Below are 19,536 nucleotides of genomic sequence, written 5' to 3' on the forward strand. Positions count from 1 at the left end.
TGCCTACGCCGTCGGCGGGTCGCCCCGCAGCCGCACGGCCAGCCCGCTCGCCCGCCGTGCCCGCCGCGTCACCGCCGCCCGCACCGCCTCCGGCGTGCCGACCACCCGCACCCGACGGCGCGCCCGGGTCACCGCGGTGTAGAACAGCTCGCGCGTGAGCAGCGGCGACGTCTCGTCCGGCAGCAGCACCGTCACGGTCTCGGCCTGGCTGCCCTGACTCTTGTGCACCGTCATGGCGTGCAGCGTCTCGACGTCCCCGAGCCGGGAGACGGCGAACGACGCGCCGCCGGCGAGGTGGGCGCGCAGGTTCTCGCCGTCGGCGACCACCACCCCGGTGTCGCCGTTGAACAGGCCCAGGCCGTAGTCGTTCGCGGTGATCAGCACCGGCCGGCCCGCGTACCACTCGGCGCCCACCGCGGCGCCGAGGTAGGCGCCGGAGGCCTCGCCGAGCCGGCGCTCGACCTGCCGGTTCCAGTGCGCCGCGCCCCACGGGCCCTCCCGGTGGGCGCACAACAGCCGGTGCCGCTCGGCCAGATCGACCGCCCCGGCGGCGTCCCCGGCCAGCGCCAGGCCCCGCACGTCGAGCGCGTGCCGGGTCAGCTCGTCCTGGAGACCGGCCAGCGCCACCGCGTCGTCGGGGTGCACGAGCTCCACGACGCCGTCGCCCGCCGTCAGCGCCGCGAGCACCGCCTCCGGGTCGCCGTCCTGGATCGCGGCGGCCAGTCGCGTGATCGCCGCGCTCTCCGACCGGTGGTCGGTGAGCAGGGCCGTCACGACGCCGTCGTCGCGCTCCCCGAGCCCGGCCACCAGGTCGGCGAGCACGGCACCGGCCTCGATGGACGCGAGCTGGTCGGGGTCGCCCACGAGCACGAGCCGCGCGTCGGGGCGCACGGCCTCCAGCAGCCGGGCCATGAGCGTGAGCGAGACCATGGACGTCTCGTCGACCACCACGACGTCGTGCGGCAGGCGGTTGGCGCGGTCGTGCCGGAACCGGGTGGTCGAGCCGGGCCGCCACCCCAGCAGCCGGTGCAGGGTGCCCGCCTGGAGGCCGTCGAGCCGGCGCCGGTCGTCGGCGGTGAACCCGGGCCGCCCGGCCCCCGCACGCGCACCGGCCTTCGGCGGGGCGCCGAGCGCCTCGGCCACCGCCTCCTGCATCCGTGCGGCCGCCTTGCCGGTCGGGGCGGCGAGCGCGATGCGCGGGCGACGTCCGCCGGCGTGCTCGGCCTGCTCCGCCAGCAGGGCGAGCAGGCCGGCGACCGTCGTCGTCTTGCCGCGGCCCGGGCCGCCGGTGAGCACGGTGGTCAGGCGACGCGCGGTGGACAGCGCCGCCACGCGCTGCTCGGCGTACGCGTCGCCGGGGAACAGCCGCGCCGCGCTGTCCTCCAGGAGTGCGTCGTCGACGGCGGGCGCGGGCGCCACCAGCCGGGCGGCGAGGTCGTCGCGCACCTGCCGCTCCTCGCGCCAGTAGCGGTCGAGGTAGAGCAGGCCGAGGTCGGCCCGGACCACCGAACGCTCGGCCAGCGGGCTCGCGGCCACCCGGTCGAGCCAGCCGTCGGCCGCGGGCCAGGGCAGCGCCACCTCGTCGGGACCGTCGCCGAACCCGCCCAGGTCCACGCACACCGAGCCCTGCCGTACCGCGCGCACCGCGAGCGCGACGGCGAGCCGCACGGCCTCGTCGTCCTCGCCGACGACGTCGGCCGTGCGGCGCGCGACGTGCACGTCGGCGGCGGTGAGCACACCGGCGTCGTTGAAGGTGCGCAGCAGCCCGGTCGCGCCGAGCGCCCGGCGGGCGTCGTGCGGGTCCTCGCTGGTCCAGCGCTCGATCGCGGGCGTCATGCGGCCTCCGGATCCGCGACGCCGGCGAGCAGGTCCGACAGCCCGACCAGCAGCGCCGGCGGCGGCTGCCACGAGAACACGCCCGCGGGGCTGCCGACCGCGCCAGGAGCGCCGCCCGCGTCCGGGGTGTCCGGCCCGGCCATGCCGCGCACGAAGAGGTAGAGCACCCCGCCCAGGTGGGTGCCGGGGTCGTAGCCGGGCAGCCGCCAGCGCAGGTAGCGGTGCAGCACCGCGCCGTACAGCAGGGCCTGCAGCGGGTAGTGCGAGTGCAGCATGGCCTCGGCCATGCGGTCCCGCGAGTAGTCGGCGACGGCGGGGCCGAGAAAGTTCGTCTTGTAGTCGACGACGACGAACCGGCCGGTCGGCAGCCGCAGGACGACGTCGATCGAGCCGGTGAGGTAGCCGCGCAGCGTCTGGTCCCCCAGTGCGGGCTGGTCGAGCCGGTCGGCGTAGGCGGCGAGCGGGTCGTGGGCGGGCAGGTGTACGCGCAGCAGCGGCGCGAGGTCGCCCAGCCTCGGCTCGGCAGGGCCGCCGAGCCCACCACCGACGAGGTCACCCCCGTTCAGCGGCAGCTCGAACGTCAGCTCGCGGAGCCGGTCCGCCCGGCCGATCTCGCCCAGCGTCAGGCCACCGGCCAGCGGGCCGAGCGGCGTGCGGTGCAGCGGCAGGAGCCCGTCGGCGAGCGCCACCGGGTCGGCCTGCACGGGCCACCAGCGCAGCTGTTCGGTGACGTGTTCCAGCAGCTCGGCGCGCAGGTCGGCCGCGAACGGGTCGACGTGCTCCAGCACCGCGTGCACCAGGGACCCGAAGGCGGCGCCCGTGGGCAGGTCGGCCATGGGCGACGCCGCGGCGCCGTCGGGCGCGGCCGGCTCGTCGGCGTCGGTCTCGGGAGCGTCCGGCTCGTCGTCCGTGCCGGCGGCCTCGGGTTCGCTGCCCACCCCCGCGCCGGCACCCGCACCCGCACCCGCGACGGCCTCGCCGGCCGCGACGAGCCCGCTGTAGGAGGTGCGCCGCCATCCGGTGTCGACGGTGCGGTCGAAGGCCCGCGCCTCGTAGGGCGCGTGCCGGTCCGCGGGGACGGGGGCGGACGCCGCGGCGGGCACGGCGAGCTCGGCGGCGGGTCCGCCCAGCTCCTGGAGCAGCCCCAGCACCCGCGTGGCGTAGGTGTCGTCCTTGACCGGCTGCGTGGCCGGCACCTGCCGGGTGCCGGGGGTGCGGCCGAACAGGAGGCGGTGCAGCCCGCTGGTCGGGGTGCTCGACGTCGGCGCCCACCACGCCACGACCTGCGACTGCGCGCGGGTCAGGGCCACGTAGAGCTTGCGGAGCTCCTCGCCGTCCTCCTCGGCGCGGTGCGCGGCGCAGTGGGCGTCCCACGGCGCGCCGGAGCCGGAGACGTCGATCGTGCGCGCGCCGCGCTCGTCGTGGTAGAGCGCGATCTCGACCGGGCGCGCGTAGTTGTCATAGCCGAACGGCAGGTAGACCACCGGGTACTGCAGGCCCTTGCTGCCGTGCACGGTGACGATCTGCACGGCCGCGGCGTCCGAGTCCAGGCGGCGGGGCCGCTCGGCCGTGCCCGTGCGGCGCCGCTCGTCGCGGAACCAGGCCAGCAGGGCGGTCAGGCCGAGCGACTCGGCGACGCTCACCTCGTGCAGGAGCTGCCCCAGGTGGCGGACGTCGGTCAGCAGCCGTTCGCCCTCGGCCCGGGCCAGCACCCGGCTGCTCAGCCCGCGCTCCTCGGCGGCCTCCAGCAGGGCGGCCACGCCCCGGTGGCGGAGCAGGAGCGCCCAGCCGCGCAGGGTGTCGGCGTCGCGGGCGGTCAGGGCCTCACCACCCTCGTCACCGCCCGCGTCACCGCCCGCGCCGAGGTCGGCAGCCGTGCGGCCGAGGAACGGTGTGAGGGCGGCGGCCCGCACCAGGCCCGAGCGGTGCGGGGACTCCAGCGCCTCCAGCAGCGTCAGCCACTCGTCGGCGGCCGGTGTCTCGAACACGTCGCCGCCGGGCATGACCGCCGCCACGCCCCGCGCGGCGAGCGCGTCCTGCACGAGCCGGCCGTGCGTCCGCGCCGAGACCAGGACGGCGACGTCGCCGGGCACCAGGGGGCGCCCGTCCCACGTCGCGCCCGAGGCGAGCAGGCCGGCGACGTCCGCGGCGAGGTCCGTCGCGACGTGCTCGCGTGCCGGGGCGGCCTTGACGAGCCCCTTGTACTGGGGCAGCCCGTCGCGCAGCACCTGCCGCAACCGGAACGGCGCCGGGTGCGGCGCACCGGCCAGACGGCTGCCCCCGCCCTCCGCCGTGACCGGGTGCACCACGATCTCGTCGTGGCCGAGCGCCGCGTTGCCCAGCAGCACCCCCAGGGTGTCGACCAGCGGCGCGTCCGAGCGCCAGTTGCTGCCCAGCGTCGCGCGCGTGGTCGCGCCCCGGGCGGCATCGAGGTAGGCGACGACGTCGCCGCCGCGGAAGGCGTAGATGGCCTGCTTGGGATCGCCGACCAGCACCATGGCCTGCGTCCCCGGCTGCCCGGTACCGAACGCCCGCTCCAGCACCTGCCACTGCACGGGGTCGGTGTCCTGGAACTCGTCGACCAGCACCACCTTCCAGCGTTCGCGCATGCGTGCGCCGACGGCGGCGCCGCCGTCGGCCGCTGCCGGGTCCAGGGCGTCCGCGAGCCGGCCGAGCAGGTCGTCGTAGGACAGGATGCCGAGCCGCCGCTTGCGCCGCTCCATCTCCGCGCGCACCGCGCGGGCGAAGGAGACCCGTGCCGAGCCGACGGCGTCGTCGGGGTCCGCGTCGGCGAGCGCGGCGCGCGGGTCCTCGACGGCTGCCGTGGCGACCTTGAGGGCGCAGGCCCGGTCGAACGGTGGTGGCTCGGGGTCGCTGCCGTACCGGCGCAGGTAGAGGTCGTCGACCACCTCGACGGTGAGCTCGGTCAGGGACTCGACCAGCTCGGCGCCGGGCTCGGTGTCCCCGGCGACGCCGAGCGAGCGCAGCACGAGCTGGCAGAACTGGTGGATCGTGGCGATGGTGGCGTGGTCGAACGCGGCCAGGGCGTCGGCCAGCCGCCGGTGCCGGAGGGCCCGCTCGGCGCCGTCGACGTCGAGCAGCGCCGCGAGGACGGCGTCCACCGGGCCGGTGTCGCGGCCCGCCAGGGCGGCGGCGAAGGTGCGCTCGGCGCGCAGCAGGGCGCCGCGCACACGGTCGCGCAGCTCCTGGGTCGCGGCGCGGCCGAAGGTCACCACGAGCATCTGGTCGAGCGGCACGACGCCCTCGGCGACGTAGCGGGTCACGAGCGCGCCGATCGCGAAGGTCTTGCCGGTGCCCGCGCTGGCCTCCAGCAGCGCCGTGTCCCGCGGCAGCGGCCCGGCCAGGTCGAAGACGCCGTCGAAGCCGTCCATCACTCGCTGAACCTCTCGCTCTCCAGCAGCGGGCTCCAGACGCGCATCGCCAGCGCGCCGAAGCGGGTGGTCTCCCCCGGCTGCTCCTCGCCGGAGCGCGGTTCCTCGTCGGTCCCGGGCAGCGGGGCACCGAGGCCATGGACACGGACGTGCTCGGGTTCGGCGCCCTCGCCGTCGAGGCGCCCGCCCGGCCCCCGCTGCCCGGTCCAGGTCTGCCCGGCCCGGAACCGCGCCTCGGCGGGGTCGGCGCGGCTGCGGCGTGCCTCGGCGTAGAGCGCCGACGCCTTGACCGGCAGGGGCAGCGGCTCGGTGAGCCCGCGGTCACGCAGCGCGACGAGGTCACGCAGCAGGTCCACGGCCGTATGGTCCAGCGGCCCCAGCCGGGATCCCTGCCACCTCTGGCGCGAGCGCGGGTTGGTCGGCCGGCCGAGCGTGTAGCCGACCCAGGGCCGGTCGTCGTCGGACGCCGCGAGCGCCAGCAGCCGGATCCAGGTCTGCAGGCGCTGCCTACCGCCGAGCCGGGCGTACGACACCGCGACCAGGCGGTCGCCGTGCACACCGGGCACGGAGCCGCGCAGGCTGCGCCCGTCGCGCAGGTCGACGTCGACGTCCACGACGCGTGCGGGGCTCGCCCGCAGCCCCGAGGCGGCGTCGGCGAGCGGGCCCACCTCCTCGGCGACGCGGACCAGGGGGCGCCAACCGAGGCGGCCGGGCGGGAGCTGGCCGCGGCGCCACTCCTTCTGCACTGCGTCCTCCGGCGTCGTGCCGTGCAGCACGTCGCGCAGCACCCGCTCCCCCACGGCCCAGCGGCCCAGGCCGTCGAGCTCGACGGGCAGGCCGTCGTCGAGCGGTTCCTCGTCCCAGGAGCGGCCGACGTCGAGGCGCTGGACGAGGAACCCGCGTGCGGGCGAGCGGTAGAACGTGAGCAGGTCGTCGAGCGCGACGACGCCGTCGCCCGACCTGGTGAGCGCCGCCGGCGCGAGCGGCGCGGCGAGGAACGGCCCGGCCGGGGTGCGCGGACCGGCCGCGGCCCGGGCCCCCGCCAGGGCCGCGCGGTCGAAGGTGAAGGCGGTGCCGGGCACGAGGGCGCCGGGTTCGACGGTGCGCCGGTCGAACGGCTGCAGCGGGTGGCGCACGGTCACGGCTCGGGACACCGGGCGCCCGTCGGGCGTCCGGGCCGTCTCGTCGAGGGCGTCGAGCAGCTCGCCCAGCGGCACCGCGGGGGGCCGTTCCTGCCCCGAGTACTCGTCGGCGCCGCTGTAGGTCACCACGAGGGTCCCGGTCGCGGCAAGGACGGCGTCGAGGAACAGCTGCCGGTCCTCGCTGCGCGGGTCGCGCTCGCCCGTCCTCGGCTCGCGGGCCAGCACGTCGTCGCCGTCGGTGATGCCGACGCGCGGGAACACCCCGTCGTCGAGACCCAGCAGGGCGATGACGCGGTGCGGCACCGACCGCATCGGGACGAGCGTGGCCACGGTGAGCGTGCCGGTGCGGAAGTTGGAGCGGGTCGGGCGGCCGGCCACGCGGTCGGCGAGCAGCGCGCGCACGTCCGGCAGCCGCAGGAGCACCGCCGGGTCGGGTGCGTCGGCGCGCACGCGGGCCAGCTCGCGCCGCACCTGGGCGAGCTGCCACGCGTCGGCGGCCGACACGGTGGTGAGCGCCGCGACGCCGTCCTCGAGCGTGGTCAGCCAGTGCTCCAGCGGATGCCCGCCGACGAGCCCGTCGGTGACGTCCCGGAGCCGCTCCACGAGCTCGGTCAGGCGGCCGACGAGCTCGACCTGCCCGCTGCCGACGTCGTCCAGCGGCAGGACGCGCTCGAGCCAGGTGCCCGTGTCGTCCGACATCGCTACCCCGGTCAGCAGCCGGTCCAGGCCCTCCTGCCAGGTGCCGGACCCGTAGTCGGCCAGGCCGAGGTCCGCGCGGTGCGCGGCGTCGAACCCCCACCGCACACCGGTCTCGCGCGCCCAGCGGGCGAGCTGTTCCAGGTCGTCGTCGCGGAACCCGAAGCGGCGGCGCACGGGATCGGCGTGGGCCAGGTCCACGACGTCGCCGACGCCCGCCCGGCCGCCGGCGAGGTCCAGGAGACGGACCCCGATCGCGAGCAGCGGGTTGGTCCGGTCCAGCGCCCGGTCGGCGAGCCGTACCCGCAGGCCGTGCGCGGGGTGGCCGTGCGGCCCGACGACGTCGGCCAGGCCGAAGGCGGCGGTGACCAGGGGCGCGTAGGTCTCGATGTCGGGGCACATGACGAGCACGTCGCGCGGCTCGAGCGCCGGGTCGTCGGCCAGCAGGCCGAGCAGCACGTCGCGCAGCACCTCGACCTGCCGGGCCGGGCCGTGGCAGGCGTGCACCTGGACCGACCGGTCGGCGGGGTCCAGTAGCCGTGCGCCGGCGTCGCCCACGGCGTCGGCGCGCAGGTCGTGCTGCAGCATCCGCAGCAGGGTCGACGGCGGTTCCTCGTCGCCGGCGGTGCCGCCGTCGTCGTCCGCCGCGGCGACGGGTTCGTCGCGCAGCTCGATCGCGGACAGCGTGCGCTGCAGCTCGCGCGTGTCGCGGCCGAGCGTGGCCAGGAGCCGGTGTCCGGCGCGCTCGTGGGAACGGTCCCGCGCCCGGTCGACGGGGCCGCCGAGGTCCTCGAGCGCCGACCAGAGCGGCGCGGAGGGGTGCGGCAGCCACAGGTGCACGTCGCGGTGGGCGCCGAGCGCGCCGACCAGGTCCACCTCGCTCGCGGCCAGGCGGGTGTGGCCGAACAGGGACAGGCGCGGGGGCAGGTCGAAGGTCCCGGGTGCGGCGCGCAGCCGTTCGACGACGGCGGCGTGCCGCGCGTGCGGCGGTTCGGCGTCGACCCGCTCGGCCAGGGCGCGCCACAGCGGCGGCTGCCACGCGAGGTCGGCCGGGACCGCGCGCCCGCACCCGTCGGTGTCGCGGCCCGCGGCCCAGTCCGCGACCAGCGCCGGGCGCTGGGCGGCGTAACCCGCGAGGAGCCGCGCGAGCCGGCGGGCGACGGACAGCCGGCGGCCGCGCCGCAGGTCACCCTCCTCGCCCGGCATCCCGTGCCCGAGGTGCTGGGCGAGCAGCGCGGCCCACGGCTCGTCGAGGCTCGCGTCGATCGCCGCCAGCAGCGGCCAGGTCAGCGCGTCCGGCGCCCACGGGTCGTCGTCGCGCGTGCCCGTGACCTCGGCGAACAGCGAGCCCGGCGACCGCAGGTCCACGCCCGCGCACACACCGTCGTCCTGCCCGCGGGCGGCGCCGAGCCGGTGGCTGAGGCGCTGCGCGAGCCATCGCTCGACACCGCGGGCGGGCACCACGACGACCTCGGTCGCGAACGGGTCCTCCAGGGGCGTGGCCAGCAGGTCCCCCAGTGCCTCCGCGAGCAGGTCGGTGCGCGGAGCACGATGAAGGACGACCGCCATCACGCCAACGTATCTCTCCCGGTCGGCTTTGGGGCGCATCGAGCGTTGCGGCGGGTCCGCCGGCCCCGCCTGGCGCTAGCGAAGCCCGATGATCCGTTCGACGCGGTCGAAGTTGGCGGTCGACCGGGGGTCCCCGACGTCGCCCGCGGGATTGGTGTCCAGCGGAACGACCTGCCCGTCGCGCCGCAACCCCCAGGCCACCAACGGCGCGCGCATCTCGGTCTTTCCGTCCTTGTACACGGCCACCCATCCGTCGGCGGGGATGAGCTGCACGATCTGCTGGTCAAAGGTGTTCTCGCCCGGCGTCTCCGTCATGGTGGGCACGCTATCGGACCGGCCGGCCGACCCGGCGCCCGGCATGTGGCCTGCGGGCTACCGGCCGCCCAGCCGCTCGACCACCGTGTCGAGGGTCGGCCAGGGAGCACCCTCGCGCAGCACGCGCAGCAGCTCCTCCCCGAACAGCCTCCCCCGCGGGAACTGGTCGCCGACGTCCCACCGCCAGGCGGCGACCATCACGAGGACGAGCTGCCGGCACTCGTCCAGCAGCTCCCGGTCGACGCCCGGGTAGTGCTCGCAGACCGCCTCGGGAACGTGGGCGAGGTCGAACTCGACGGGTCCGCGGCAGCACGTCTCGAGATCGATGAACAACGGGCCGTTCCTCGTGCTGAGCACGTTGCCCGGGTGCGGCTCGCCGTGGAGCAGCTGCTCCACGGCGCCGCGCTCCTCGATCGCCCGCCGCAGGTCCGCGAGCCTGCCGCCGAGGAACACGCGGTCCGCGTCGGCGAGCTCGGGCGAGCGGGCCGGGTCGGCGACGATCACCTCCGCCTCCGTGACCCGGTCCGTGAACCGCGGGCTCGGCACGTCGACCGCGCGCATGCCGGCATGCAGCTCCTCCAGCGCCTTGGCGATGTCGGCCGGTGATGCGCCAGGTGCCACGGGCTCGTAGTAGGTCCACAACGTCACGGCGAAGCCGTCGCGTATGTGCACCCGCGGGTCCACCCGGGGCTCCAACCGGCCCACCGGTGATCCGACCTCGGCGAGCCGCTGAGCGAGGTCGACCTCGAACTGCGCGACCTCCTGCCCCACCGGGGCGACCCGGGCGAACACGTCGCACGGCGTCAGCCGCAGCGCGAGCTTGTTCGAGTCGTGCAGCACGACGGCGTCGTCGGCCGGGAGGTCGAGCGATGCGGCGACCGAGGTCGCAGCCGCGATCGCACGCGTGACGTCGGTGATCTCCACCGTCGCATCCTGGCACGGGCGGCAAGGGCAATTCCGACCGCCGGCGGATCACGTCGTACGGGACCGCGCAAGCCGGCGACGTCGGGCGGCTACCGCTTCTCGTCGTCGCCGGCCGTCTCGTCCTCGGACGCCGTGGTGCCCCGCATCATCGCGAACACCGGGAAGAACGCCACGCCGAGCGCGATGCCGATCGCGAGGTTGTCCAGCGCGATACCGAGCGCCAGCCCGATGCACAGGCCGACGGCGACGCCGGCGCCCCAGTTCCAGCCGGCGGTCGAGGTCGAGCCCGTGTCGTCCCCGCCCTGGTCGTCCGGTCCGGTGTGTGCCATGCCCCCAACGTAAGCAGGTACCGGCACGCGAGTCCTCCCCCCGGAGGCTGATCTTGCGCCGGACCAGAGGTGGACGCGGACGGGCGCTCCCCGCCGCTGAGGCATGCTGTACCCATGCCGAAGACCCTGCCCACCGGACCCACCGTGATCACCGACGACAGCGAGGTGCGCTTCGTCGCCGGGGCCGACCAGTTCGCACTCAAGCTCAAGGACGGGCACCTGCACGTGCGCGCGATCGACACCGACGGCGGCGAGGCGCAGGTCGTCGTCATCCCGACGTCGCGCAACACGCTCAACCTGGAGATCAAGCGCTCGGGCGCCCACGGGCCGGTGCCCGTGGAGGGGCCGACGCTGCGCTGAGCGTCCCCACCTGGGGCGTCCCCACCTGGGGCGTCCCCACCCGGCGGGACGAACCGGTCGATGACCGGAACATCCGGCTACATCGAAATCGTTACGACACACGCACGTCACACCAACGGCTCCCAGGCCTGTCAGCGTCTGCAGCGACTGTTCCACCCCTCCGTACCGCTGCGGAACCACTGGGAGATCGTTGTGAGAGCAAGAAGACTGGTCGTCGCGGCCACCGCCGCCGCACTCGTCGTGGGCGCCCTGCCCATGGCGGCAGCCGAAGGCTCCGCGCCGCCGGCCGCGGCCGCCACGCCGGAGGCCCCGCCCTCGGTCCCGGACACCGACGTCGTCCTCGTCACCGGTGACCGGGTCACCACCAGCACCGCCGGTGACGGAACACCGACCGTCGGGTTCGAGGCCGCGCCCCGGCCCGACGGGCGCCCGGTCAGCTACGCCGCCTTCGGCGACGCGGCGGGTCACTACTTCGTCGTCCCGTCGGACGTCGCCGACCTGGTGCCGGCGAGGCTGGACCTCCGGCTCTTCGACGTCACCGCCCTCGAGGCGGCGCAGGACGCGGACGCGGGCGAGGACACCGGCCTGCCGGTGATCGTGCAGACCACCACCGCCCGCGCGGCCCGGTCGGCGGAGCCGACCTGGCGGACGCTCGACCTCGACGTCGACCGGACCCTGGAGTCGATCGACGCGGTCGCGGGCGACGTCCCGGCGGACGGCGCCCGCGGGCTCGTGGACGCCGTCGAGGACGGCGGGACCGTGAGCAAGGTGTGGCTGGACGCCCCGCTCGAGGTGTCCGACGCCGACTCCACGCCCCAGATCGGTGCGACCGACGCCTGGAACCTCGGCATCGACGGCACAGGCGTGACGGTCGCGGTCCTCGATTCCGGGATCGACACCACCCACCCCGACCTGGACCAGGGCATCGTGGCCCTCGAACGGGACTTCACCGGCTCGGGCAGCACGCACGACGCCCTCGGCCACGGCACGCACGTCGCCTCGATCATCGCGGGCAGCGGCGAGGCGTCCGACGGCGAGAACCGCGGCGTCGCGCCCGGCGCCCGGCTGCTGAACGGCCGTGTCCTGAACGACGCGGGCGAGGGCGACGAGTCCTGGGCCATCGACGCCATGGAGTGGGCGGCCTCGAACGACGCGGACGTCATCAACATGAGCCTGGGCGTGCGGGGCGGGTACACCGACGGCACCGACCCCGCGGCCCTCGCCGTCGACTCGATCTCGGAGCGCTACGACACCCTCGTCACCATCGCGGCGGGCAACGAGGGCAACTGGGGCACCCCGTTCACGGTCACCACGCCCGGCACCGCGGACAGCGCCCTGACGGTCGGCGCGGTGACGGACTCCGACGACATCGCGTACTTCTCCTCGATGGGACCGCGGTCCGGCGACTACGCGATCAAGCCCGACATCGCGGCTCCCGGCGACGGGATCGTCGCCGCCCGCGCCGCCGGGACGACCCCCGACGTGCCGGTCGGCGACCACTACGCCGCCATGTCCGGCACGTCGATGGCCACCCCGCACGTGGCCGGAGCGGCCGCGCTCCTCAAGCAGGCACGGCCGGAGCTGGACGGCGAGGCCCTGAAGTCGGTGCTCATGGGCTCGGCCCAGCCCGCGGGGAACTCGGTGTTCGCCGAGGGCGCGGGCCGTGCCTGGGTGCCCGGGGCGATCGGCGAGGCGGTCTACGCGACGCCGGCCTCGCTCTCGTTCGGGCTGTTCGACTCGCCGCGCGCCGACCAGACGCCGCGCACGCAGACCGTCACGTACACGAACGACTCCGACACCGCCGTCGACGTGGACCTCACCCTCTCGGTCAACGCGGGCGACGGCGTGCCCGTCCCCGCGGGCGTGGCGTCCCTGTCCACGGACACCCTGACGATCCCCGCCCACGGCTCCGCGTCCGCGGACGTGACCATCGACCCGCGCTCCGACGAGCCCGACGTCTTCGCCGGGGTGCTCCGCGCGACCGGGGCCGGGTTCCCCGCCGTGCGGACCGTGCTGGCGTTCCAGATCGACCCGGACATGTACACGCTGCGCATCGAGGCGAGCCGCCTCGGCGGCGAGCCGGCCGACAACCCGGACGCGGGCTGGGTCCACGGCATCGACGACCCCGACGTGAACCAGTGGTTCCAGTTCACCGACGGCGTGGCCGAGGTGCGGCTGCCCGCCGGCCGCTACGCGGTCCAGGGTCAGCTCTTCGACGCGGTGTCGCCGTCGGCGGCCTACTTCGACGGCGTGGTCAGCTTCACGCGCGACGCCGACCTGACGGCCGGTGACGCCACCCTGACGCTGGACGGCAGCGCGGCGGTCCCGGTGCGCATGGAGACGCCCAAGAAGGTCGCGCCCCGCGCCCTGTCCTCGGACGTCGTCCGCGACCTGCCGGGCCGGAGCGGACCGGTGACCACGGGTACCTCGTTCAGCACCGGCGACTACACCGGCGGCATGGACCTCACCGCGTACGTGCTGCGCGACGGCGCCCCGCTCGCGGGCGAGACCACGGTGACATCGCGCTACCTGCTGGACCAGCCGCTGCTCGACGTGGCCGCCGTGGGCCGGGGCAGGACGCTCGACGTGTCGCGCGAGCTGGGCAACGCGGTCCGGTCCCCGCGGTACGCGGGCCGGATGGCGGCCCGGCTCGTGGACGCCGGGAGGGGTACCCCCGAGGAGCTGGCCGCCGTGCACGCGAACGGCGCCGTCGTGCTGGTCGAGGACACCGGCGACCTCACGCTGAACCCGCAGTCGCAGGCCGCGGCGGACGCGGGCGCCGTGGCGGTGATCGTGTACGGGGCCACCCCGGGCCCGTTCTACCACCAGGTGGACAACCGGACGATCAACACCATGAACGACCAGGCCGTACCCACGCTGACGCTGAAGCGCGACCTCGGTCTCGAGCTCGTCGAGGCCGCCCACCGGGGCGCGACGCTGCGGGGCGCGGGCCGCGCGACGCCGTCCTACCAGTACGCGCTGGGCTACAGCGAACAGGGGCGGACGGTCCCCCGGTCGCTCACCTACCGACCCTCGGCCAAGGACCTCGCGGCGGTCGAGACCGAGCTGCGCTCGTTCAAGCCGTTCGCGGCAGGACTCCGGAACGCCGAGCGGCTCACCATCACCAGCGGCAGCACGATGAGCGGGTGGCAGCAGTCCTGGACCACGGGCGCGGTGAGCGGGCGCACGGTGTACTACTCGACCCAGCCCGGCGTACGGTTCCAGCGTGGCTCCACCGCGGCCCAGGGCCTGAACGCCTGGCCGGCGTGGATCGACGGCGAGGCGGTGACCTACGAGCCCGGGCGGCAGCCGAAGGAGACCTACAACGCCCAGGTCCACCACGGCGGGTTCTGGGAGTCCCCGGCCGCCCCGCAGGACGCCGCGGTCTACCGTGACGGCAGCACCCTCGGGATCGACCTGCCCTACCGGGTCGACGGCGAGGGCCACGCCCAGGAGTGGGGCCCGGACGAGGCCTCCACGGGCCGGTTCCGGGTCTGGCAGGGCGACCGCCTGCTGACGGATGACACGAACGGCACGTACGCGACGCAGGACGTCGGCACCGGCAAGGAGCGGTTCCGCCTGCGGCTGGAGACGCACCGCGACACGCCCTGGTGGCCGCTGTCGACGGACGTGACGACCGAGTGGGGCTTCGTCTCGGGCAGCAGCAAGGCCCCGGAGGTGCTCCCGCTGCTCCAGCTCGACTACGGCGTGCAGGGCCTGGACGCGTACAACACGACGAGCCGGCGCTCCACGGCGCTGGACCTCCAGGTCTCGCACCAGGACGGCGCCGCCGGCGCCGCACCCGTCACGAGCCTGAAGCTGTGGTCCTCCACGGACGGCGGTGCGCACTGGACGCCCGTGCGCGTGACCCGGGCGTCGGGGCACGGCCCCGGGCACGACAGGTCCGGCACGTACTCCGCCACGGTCACGGCCCCGCCGGGGTCGACGACGGTCTCGCTGCGCTCCGAGGCGCGGGACGCGGCAGGGGCCACCTTCTCCGAGACGGTGATCGACGCGTTCGCGGTGAACGCCCGCCGCTGAGCGGTCCGGCACCGGTACAGCACCGGTACGGCACGAAGGTCCCCGCCTCGCGGCGGGGGCCTTCGTCGTACCTCCTCCGAAAGACCAACTGGCCCGCGATATCGAAGGGTGCCGGAGGCACGGGGACACATTCCATTCGGCCAGCACCGAATGTCACGCTCTTCCTTCGGTCGTGACCGAACGTGATGGAAACCATTTCTCCCGGGTGACAACCTCCAGGTGTGCTCGCCGAGCACAACGACAATGGAGGAGTTGACATGAGTAAGTTGCATACAGGGGCCGCCGCATTCACAGCAGCGGCCGCGGTCCTGCTGGGCCTCTTCGTCGCGGGCCCTGCCTCGGCCCAGACGCCTGAGCGCGCGAGCGGGGTGACAGAGCTCTCCGACACGCCTGGTGACGACCGGCTCTACCAGGCTCCGCCCGCTCCGCGCGACGCCGCGGCCGCCAGGACGGGCAGCGGAATCCAGGCAGTCTCGCCGACCATCACGCCGTCGGTGTCGTTCGAGCTCGTGCGGTCGGGCGGAACGTACAGCTGCGGCAACGGCACCCTCTGCACCGCCGTGTGGGACCCGGTCCACAGCGCGTGGAAGATCTTCAAGCTGTACGCGTGCAATGTCTATCAGGTGCACAACTGGCAGCTCGACGGATGGTACGTCGACAAGCAGACCTACGGTCAGACGTCGTATTTCAAGGGCCAGAGCTATTACAACAATCTCTGGTCCCACACGTCGACCTATAACCCGTACACCGGGTCAGGCGCACCGAGTATCACCGCGAACTGGAACCCCGTGTGGATGATTCACAACTGCGGTCCGGGTTGGGACTGACGGGTCCGGCCCAGGTCCGCCGGCCGGACCACCGCCCCGGTCGCCGCCGCCGTCTGGATCGCGCACAGCAGCCGGACGGTCTCCAGCGCGTCGTCGACGCCGACGGGCACCGGTGAGGACGTCTCCAGGGCGTCGACGATCCGGGTCCACTGGGCCAGGTGTCCCGCGTGCCCGATCGCGAGCGGGTCGGCCGCACCGCTCGCGATCGCGCCCGTCCCCGGCTCCGGCACCCCCGGCACGTCCCAGCGCCGCACCTCCCCCTGCCCGAGCTCGACCGAGCCCCGGGAGCCGAACAGGGCGATCGTCGCGGGGAACCCGGGCGGTGTCGCCGTCGTCGTGGTCACCACGCCGAGCGCACCCGAGGCGAACCGGAGGGTCGCCACGGTCGTGTCCTCGGCCTCGATCGCGTGCGCGAGCGTGCCGGACTGCGCCGTCACCGACTCGACCGGGCCGCACATCCAGCGCAGCAGGTCGACGTTGTGCACGCCCTGGTTCATCAGGGACCCGCCGCCCTGCGCCGCCGTGGACCGCCAGCCCGCCGCGCGGTAGTAGTCGCCGTCGCGGAACCAGTGCACGTGCGTCATCGCGAACCGCAGCTCGCCCAGCGCGCCGTCGTCGAGCGCCCGCTTGAGCGCGACGTGCTCGGCCTCCAGACGGCGCTGGGAGATCATCGAGACCGTCAGCCCGCGCTCGCGCGCCGCGTCCGCGACCCGCAGCGCGTCGCCGACGTCGAGCGCGAGCGGCTTCTCGACGACGACGTGCCGGCCGGCCTCCAGCGCCGCCAGCGCGAGCGCCGCGTGCGTGCCGCTCGGCGTACAGATCGCGACCACGTCGACGTCGGGACGGGCGATCACGTCGTGCGGTGCGAGCCGCACGGCGCCGCCCACCACATCCGCCGTCGCCCCGCCGCTGAACGCGACCAGGCGCGCCCGATCGCCGAGCTCGGCGAGCGCCCGGGCGTGCATCCGCCCGATGCCGCCCATCCCGACGATCCCCACGCCGAGGGGAACACTCCCCGACGTGTCAGACCCACAGGTCACCATGGGGATCTGTGGGTCTGACACGTCGGGCGGCGGCGCAGCCTCGTCGCCGGTCGGGTCACTCCGTCGCATGGCTCGCGCCGAGCAGCTCGCGCAGGCGCTCGGCCGCCGCGGTGAACCGCGGGTCGGCGAGCGTCGGGCCGTACTCGCGACGCTCCGGCAGGCCCGGTTCGAGGGTCTCCACGATCCGGCCCGGCCGCGGGCTCATGACGACGATCCTGCTGCCCAGGTACACCGCCTCCGGCACGGAGTGGGTCACCAGCACCACCGTGGTCCCGGTCTCGCGCCAGATCCGGTTCATCTCGATGTTCATCTGCTCGCGCGTGAGCGCGTCGAGCGCGCCGAACGGCTCGTCCATGAGCAGCACCCGGGGCTCGTGCAGCAGGGCGCGGCACAGCGCGACGCGCTGCTGCATGCCACCGGACAGCTCGTGCGGCAGGGCCCTCTCGAACCCGGTCAGGCCGGTGAGCTCGATGAGGTGGTCCGCGCGCTCCTCCGCCCGACGCCGGTCCATGCCGCGCATCTCGGCCTGGAGCAGGATGTTCTTGCGCACGCCCCGCCACTCCAGGAGGGCCGAGCGCTGGAAGGCGAAGCCGATCTCGCGCTGCGGCCCGGTCACCGGCCGCCCGTACAGGCGCACGTCGCCGTCCGTGGCGAGCGTCAGCCCCGCGATGATCTTGAGCAGCGTCGACTTGCCGCAGCCCGACGGCCCCGCGATCGTCACGAACTCCCCGGGCCGCACGGCGAGCGACACGTCGTCGAGCGCGACGGTCTCCGACCGCTTGGACGTGAAGCGCCGCGTGAGGTGCGCGACCTCGATGATCGGCTCGGCGTCGGTGCTCCCCGCGGACGTGCTCTGCTCGGTCGTGGGCCCGGTCGTGGCCGTCACAGGTCCTCCCCGAAGGTCGCGTCCCAGTAGGCGTCCGGGGTGGAATCGCCCTCGAACTCGGTGTTCTCCGTCAGGAACGTCAGCGTGTCGGTCCACTGCTCCTCGGTGTTCACGCCGGGAGCGGGGGCGGCCTCCAGGTTGAGCAGGCCGATGGTCGCCTCGAGCTGGGCCGCGAGCACGCTCTCCTCCGGCGCCTGCTCCGCGTCTGCGGCCATCGCGGCGACGGCGGCCTCCGGGTCCTCGGACGCCGCGAGGAACGACTTCGACGTCGCCCGCACCATCGCCTGGACCAGCTCGGGGTCGCTCTCGATCGTCGCCTCGTGCGCCAGGAGGCCGGTGCCGAGCATGTTCATGCCGAACTCCGAGAACGGCAGGGCCGAGACCTCCTTGCCGGTCTGGTTCTCGATGGTCGGCGCCTGGTCGTGGTAGAAGCCCTGGATGGCGTCGACCTTGCCCTCGATCAGCGCGGCGATCTTGCCCGCGGCGTCGACGTTGACCACGGTCACGTCATCCGGGTCCACGCCGTTGATCTCCAGCCACGCCGGGAAGGTGCCGTACATGGCGTCGCCGGGCGTGCCGCCCACCGTCTTGCCCACGAGGTCGGCGGGCTCGGTGATGCCCTGGTCGTCGAAGAACTCGACCGAGCTCGGGCCGGTCTGCAGGAAGACGCCGACGCTGCGCACCGGCATGCCGGAGCTGATCCCGTTCGCCAGCGGTGGGGTGTCCGCCCACCCGAAGTCGGTGTTGCGCTGCGCGACCTGCTGCACGGTGTTCCCGGACCCGTTGCCCGGCTGGATCGTCAGGTCGATTCCCTCGTCCTCGAAGATCCCCTCCGCCACGCCGTAGTAGAACGGCGCGTGCTCGCCGTACGGCACCCAGTTGAGCGTCACCGTGACCTCGCTCAGGCCCTCGGCGTTCTGCTCGCCCGACCCGCCCCCGGCGGTCTGCCCGCAGGCCGCGACCGTCGCCAGCGCGACGCCGGCCACGGCCAGCGACATCACGGTCTTGCGGCCACGGATCCTGCCGTCATGCTTGTTGCCACCACGCTTGTTGTCAGCACGCACGGGAGAGCCTTTCTGGTCGGGCCGCCACGGTGACGGCGGTAACGCGGGAGAGTGCGCGAGCCGTGGTCAGACCGTCGCGAGCGCGAGGTTGCCGCGCCGCGAGGCGTGCCACGGGATGAGGAGGCGTTCGAGCACCTCGACCAGCACGAAGAGGACCACGCCGATGAGCGACATGAGGATGAGGTCGGCGAAGAGCAGCGGTGCGTCGAGGTTGCCGCTGGCGAGCAGCAGCACGTACCCGAGGCCGCGGTCGGCGCCCACGAACTCGCCGACGACGGCGCCCACGACCGCCAGCGTGACCGCGACCTTCAGGCCGGACATGAGCTGCGGGAGCGCCCCGGGGAACCGGATCTTGCGGAAGGTCTTCCACCGCGACGCGCCCATCGTCGCGGACATCTCCAGCAGCTCCGGGTCTACCGAGCGCAGCCCCGCCACGGCCGAGACCACGACCGGGAAGAAGGCGATGAGGACGGCGAGGACGATCTTCGGCGTCATCCCGAACCCGAACCAGACCACCAGGATGGGCGCGATGGCGATCTTCGGGATCACCTGGGCGAAGAGGATCAGCGGGTACAGGGACTTCTCCGCCGTCCTGGAGTAGACCAGCAGCACGGCCGCCGCCACGCCGATCACGGCCGCGAGCACGAACCCGACGATCGTCTCCAGCGTGGTCACCCACGTGTGCTCCAGCAGCATCGCCCACTCGGCGACCATCGTCTCCGCGACCGCTCCGGGCGAGGGCACCAGGTAGGCGGGGACCAGCTCGCGCCAGGCCACGAACCACCAGAGCGCGAACAGCGCGAGCAGCACCGCCACCGGCCGCCACGACTCCGCGAGCAGCGTCAGCACCCGGCTCCCGGACGGTGTGCCGCCGACAGGCGGCGCCGTCGACCGTGACCTGGACGAACTCGTGGGGCGGGCCTCCTGGGTGGTCACCATGGCGTGATCCTCCATAGTTCGCTCTTTCCGTTTCGTCGCACGGGTCGACGTCGACACCGTGGGGCAGCGGGTCAGGGCACGCCGGACGTCGTCGTCCGGGAGGTGCCGGTCGGTAGAGCAGGTCAGCGGCCCCGGCCTGTGGGGCTGCTCGTCACCGGGGACACTATGAGCCG

General features: G+C 74.6%; 13 protein-coding genes. 3 read left to right on the plus strand and 10 right to left on the minus strand.

From position 1 onward, the window contains the following. Positions 1-3: 3 nt before the first annotated feature. The 6 genes from recD to AB0I29_RS01115 all read right to left on the minus strand — a co-directional run bounded on the left by recD (position 4) and on the right by AB0I29_RS01115 (position 10,203). On the minus strand, positions 4-1,836 hold the full coding sequence (gene recD / locus AB0I29_RS01090; protein WP_357476965.1) for an exodeoxyribonuclease V subunit alpha: 1,833 nt from the start codon (positions 1,834-1,836) through the stop codon (positions 4-6). Then, positions 1,833-5,228: a UvrD-helicase domain-containing protein gene (locus tag AB0I29_RS01095; protein ID WP_357476967.1), complete on the minus strand. Its 3,396-nt coding sequence runs from the start codon at positions 5,226-5,228 to the stop codon at positions 1,833-1,835. The genes recD and AB0I29_RS01095 overlap by 4 nt, the downstream gene beginning before the upstream one ends. Further along, positions 5,228-8,635, minus strand: a complete 3,408-nt coding sequence (gene recC / locus AB0I29_RS01100) for an exodeoxyribonuclease V subunit gamma (protein WP_357476970.1) — start codon at positions 8,633-8,635, stop codon at positions 5,228-5,230. The genes AB0I29_RS01095 and recC overlap by 1 nt, the downstream gene beginning before the upstream one ends. Positions 8,636-8,710: 75 nt before the next feature. Then, a complete protein-coding gene (locus tag AB0I29_RS01105; protein WP_285103487.1) occupies positions 8,711-8,950 on the minus strand; it encodes a hypothetical protein in 240 nt (79 codons plus the stop codon). 57 nt (positions 8,951-9,007) lie between these two features. Next, positions 9,008-9,874, minus strand: a complete 867-nt coding sequence (locus AB0I29_RS01110; protein WP_357476974.1) for an aminoglycoside phosphotransferase family protein — start codon at positions 9,872-9,874, stop codon at positions 9,008-9,010. Positions 9,875-9,963: 89 nt separating this feature from the next. Beyond that, a complete protein-coding gene (locus tag AB0I29_RS01115) occupies positions 9,964-10,203 on the minus strand; it encodes a hypothetical protein (RefSeq protein WP_357476976.1) in 240 nt (79 codons plus the stop codon). 114 nt (positions 10,204-10,317) lie between these two features. On the opposite strand from AB0I29_RS01115, the gene AB0I29_RS01120 reads away from it, so the two are divergent. From AB0I29_RS01120 to AB0I29_RS01130, 3 genes are all read left to right on the plus strand, one after another. Next, on the plus strand, positions 10,318-10,563 hold the full coding sequence (locus tag AB0I29_RS01120) for a hypothetical protein (protein WP_182617375.1): 246 nt from the start codon (positions 10,318-10,320) through the stop codon (positions 10,561-10,563). A gap of 192 nt (positions 10,564-10,755) precedes the next feature. Beyond that, the gene (locus AB0I29_RS01125) at positions 10,756-14,604 is read left to right on the plus strand and encodes a S8 family serine peptidase (RefSeq protein ID WP_357476979.1); all 3,849 of its coding nucleotides are present in this window, start codon (positions 10,756-10,758) and stop codon (positions 14,602-14,604) included. A 257-nt stretch (positions 14,605-14,861) separates the two neighbouring features. After that, positions 14,862-15,431, plus strand: a complete 570-nt coding sequence (locus AB0I29_RS01130; protein WP_357476981.1) for a hypothetical protein — start codon at positions 14,862-14,864, stop codon at positions 15,429-15,431. Here the strand turns inward: AB0I29_RS01130 and AB0I29_RS01135 are convergent. The 4 genes from AB0I29_RS01135 to AB0I29_RS01150 form a co-directional block, all read right to left on the minus strand. Then, a complete protein-coding gene (locus tag AB0I29_RS01135; RefSeq protein ID WP_357478096.1) occupies positions 15,404-16,474 on the minus strand; it encodes a Gfo/Idh/MocA family oxidoreductase in 1,071 nt (356 codons plus the stop codon). The two genes, AB0I29_RS01130 and AB0I29_RS01135, sit on opposite strands and share 28 nt — an antisense overlap. Before the next feature lie 55 nt (positions 16,475-16,529). Beyond that, positions 16,530-17,360, minus strand: a complete 831-nt coding sequence (locus tag AB0I29_RS01140) for an ABC transporter ATP-binding protein (protein ID WP_357476984.1) — start codon at positions 17,358-17,360, stop codon at positions 16,530-16,532. Continuing rightward, on the minus strand, positions 17,357-18,424 hold the full coding sequence (locus tag AB0I29_RS01145; protein ID WP_357476987.1) for an ABC transporter substrate-binding protein: 1,068 nt from the start codon (positions 18,422-18,424) through the stop codon (positions 17,357-17,359). Before AB0I29_RS01145 ends, AB0I29_RS01140 begins: the two co-directional genes overlap by 4 nt. Positions 18,425-18,490: 66 nt before the next feature. Next, entirely contained in the window at positions 18,491-19,363 is an 873-nt protein-coding gene (locus tag AB0I29_RS01150) for an ABC transporter permease (protein WP_357476990.1), read from the minus strand. Between the last annotated feature and the right edge of the window lie 173 nt (positions 19,364-19,536).

This window comes from Promicromonospora sp. NPDC050262, from assembly GCF_040655935.1.
In the GTDB taxonomy this organism is placed as follows: domain Bacteria; phylum Actinomycetota; class Actinomycetes; order Actinomycetales; family Cellulomonadaceae; genus Promicromonospora.

What these genes read in the sequence shown, in the direction of transcription:
- AB0I29_RS01120 (WP_182617375.1), top strand. Translation starts at nt 10,318, where the DNA reads ATGCCGAAGACCCTGCCCACCGGACCCACCGTGATCACCGACGACAGC.
- recD (WP_357476965.1), bottom strand. Translation starts at nt 1,836, where the DNA reads ATGACGCCCGCGATCGAGCGCTGGACCAGCGAGGACCCGCACGACGCC.
- AB0I29_RS01130 (WP_357476981.1), top strand. Translation starts at nt 14,862, where the DNA reads ATGAGTAAGTTGCATACAGGGGCCGCCGCATTCACAGCAGCGGCCGCG.
- AB0I29_RS01135 (WP_357478096.1), bottom strand. Translation starts at nt 16,474, where the DNA reads ATGGTGACCTGTGGGTCTGACACGTCGGGGAGTGTTCCCCTCGGCGTG.
- AB0I29_RS01095 (WP_357476967.1), bottom strand. Translation starts at nt 5,228, where the DNA reads ATGGACGGCTTCGACGGCGTCTTCGACCTGGCCGGGCCGCTGCCGCGG.
- recC (WP_357476970.1), bottom strand. Translation starts at nt 8,635, where the DNA reads ATGGCGGTCGTCCTTCATCGTGCTCCGCGCACCGACCTGCTCGCGGAG.
- AB0I29_RS01115 (WP_357476976.1), bottom strand. Translation starts at nt 10,203, where the DNA reads ATGGCACACACCGGACCGGACGACCAGGGCGGGGACGACACGGGCTCG.
- AB0I29_RS01150 (WP_357476990.1), bottom strand. Translation starts at nt 19,363, where the DNA reads ATGGTGACCACCCAGGAGGCCCGCCCCACGAGTTCGTCCAGGTCACGG.
- AB0I29_RS01105 (WP_285103487.1), bottom strand. Translation starts at nt 8,950, where the DNA reads ATGACGGAGACGCCGGGCGAGAACACCTTTGACCAGCAGATCGTGCAG.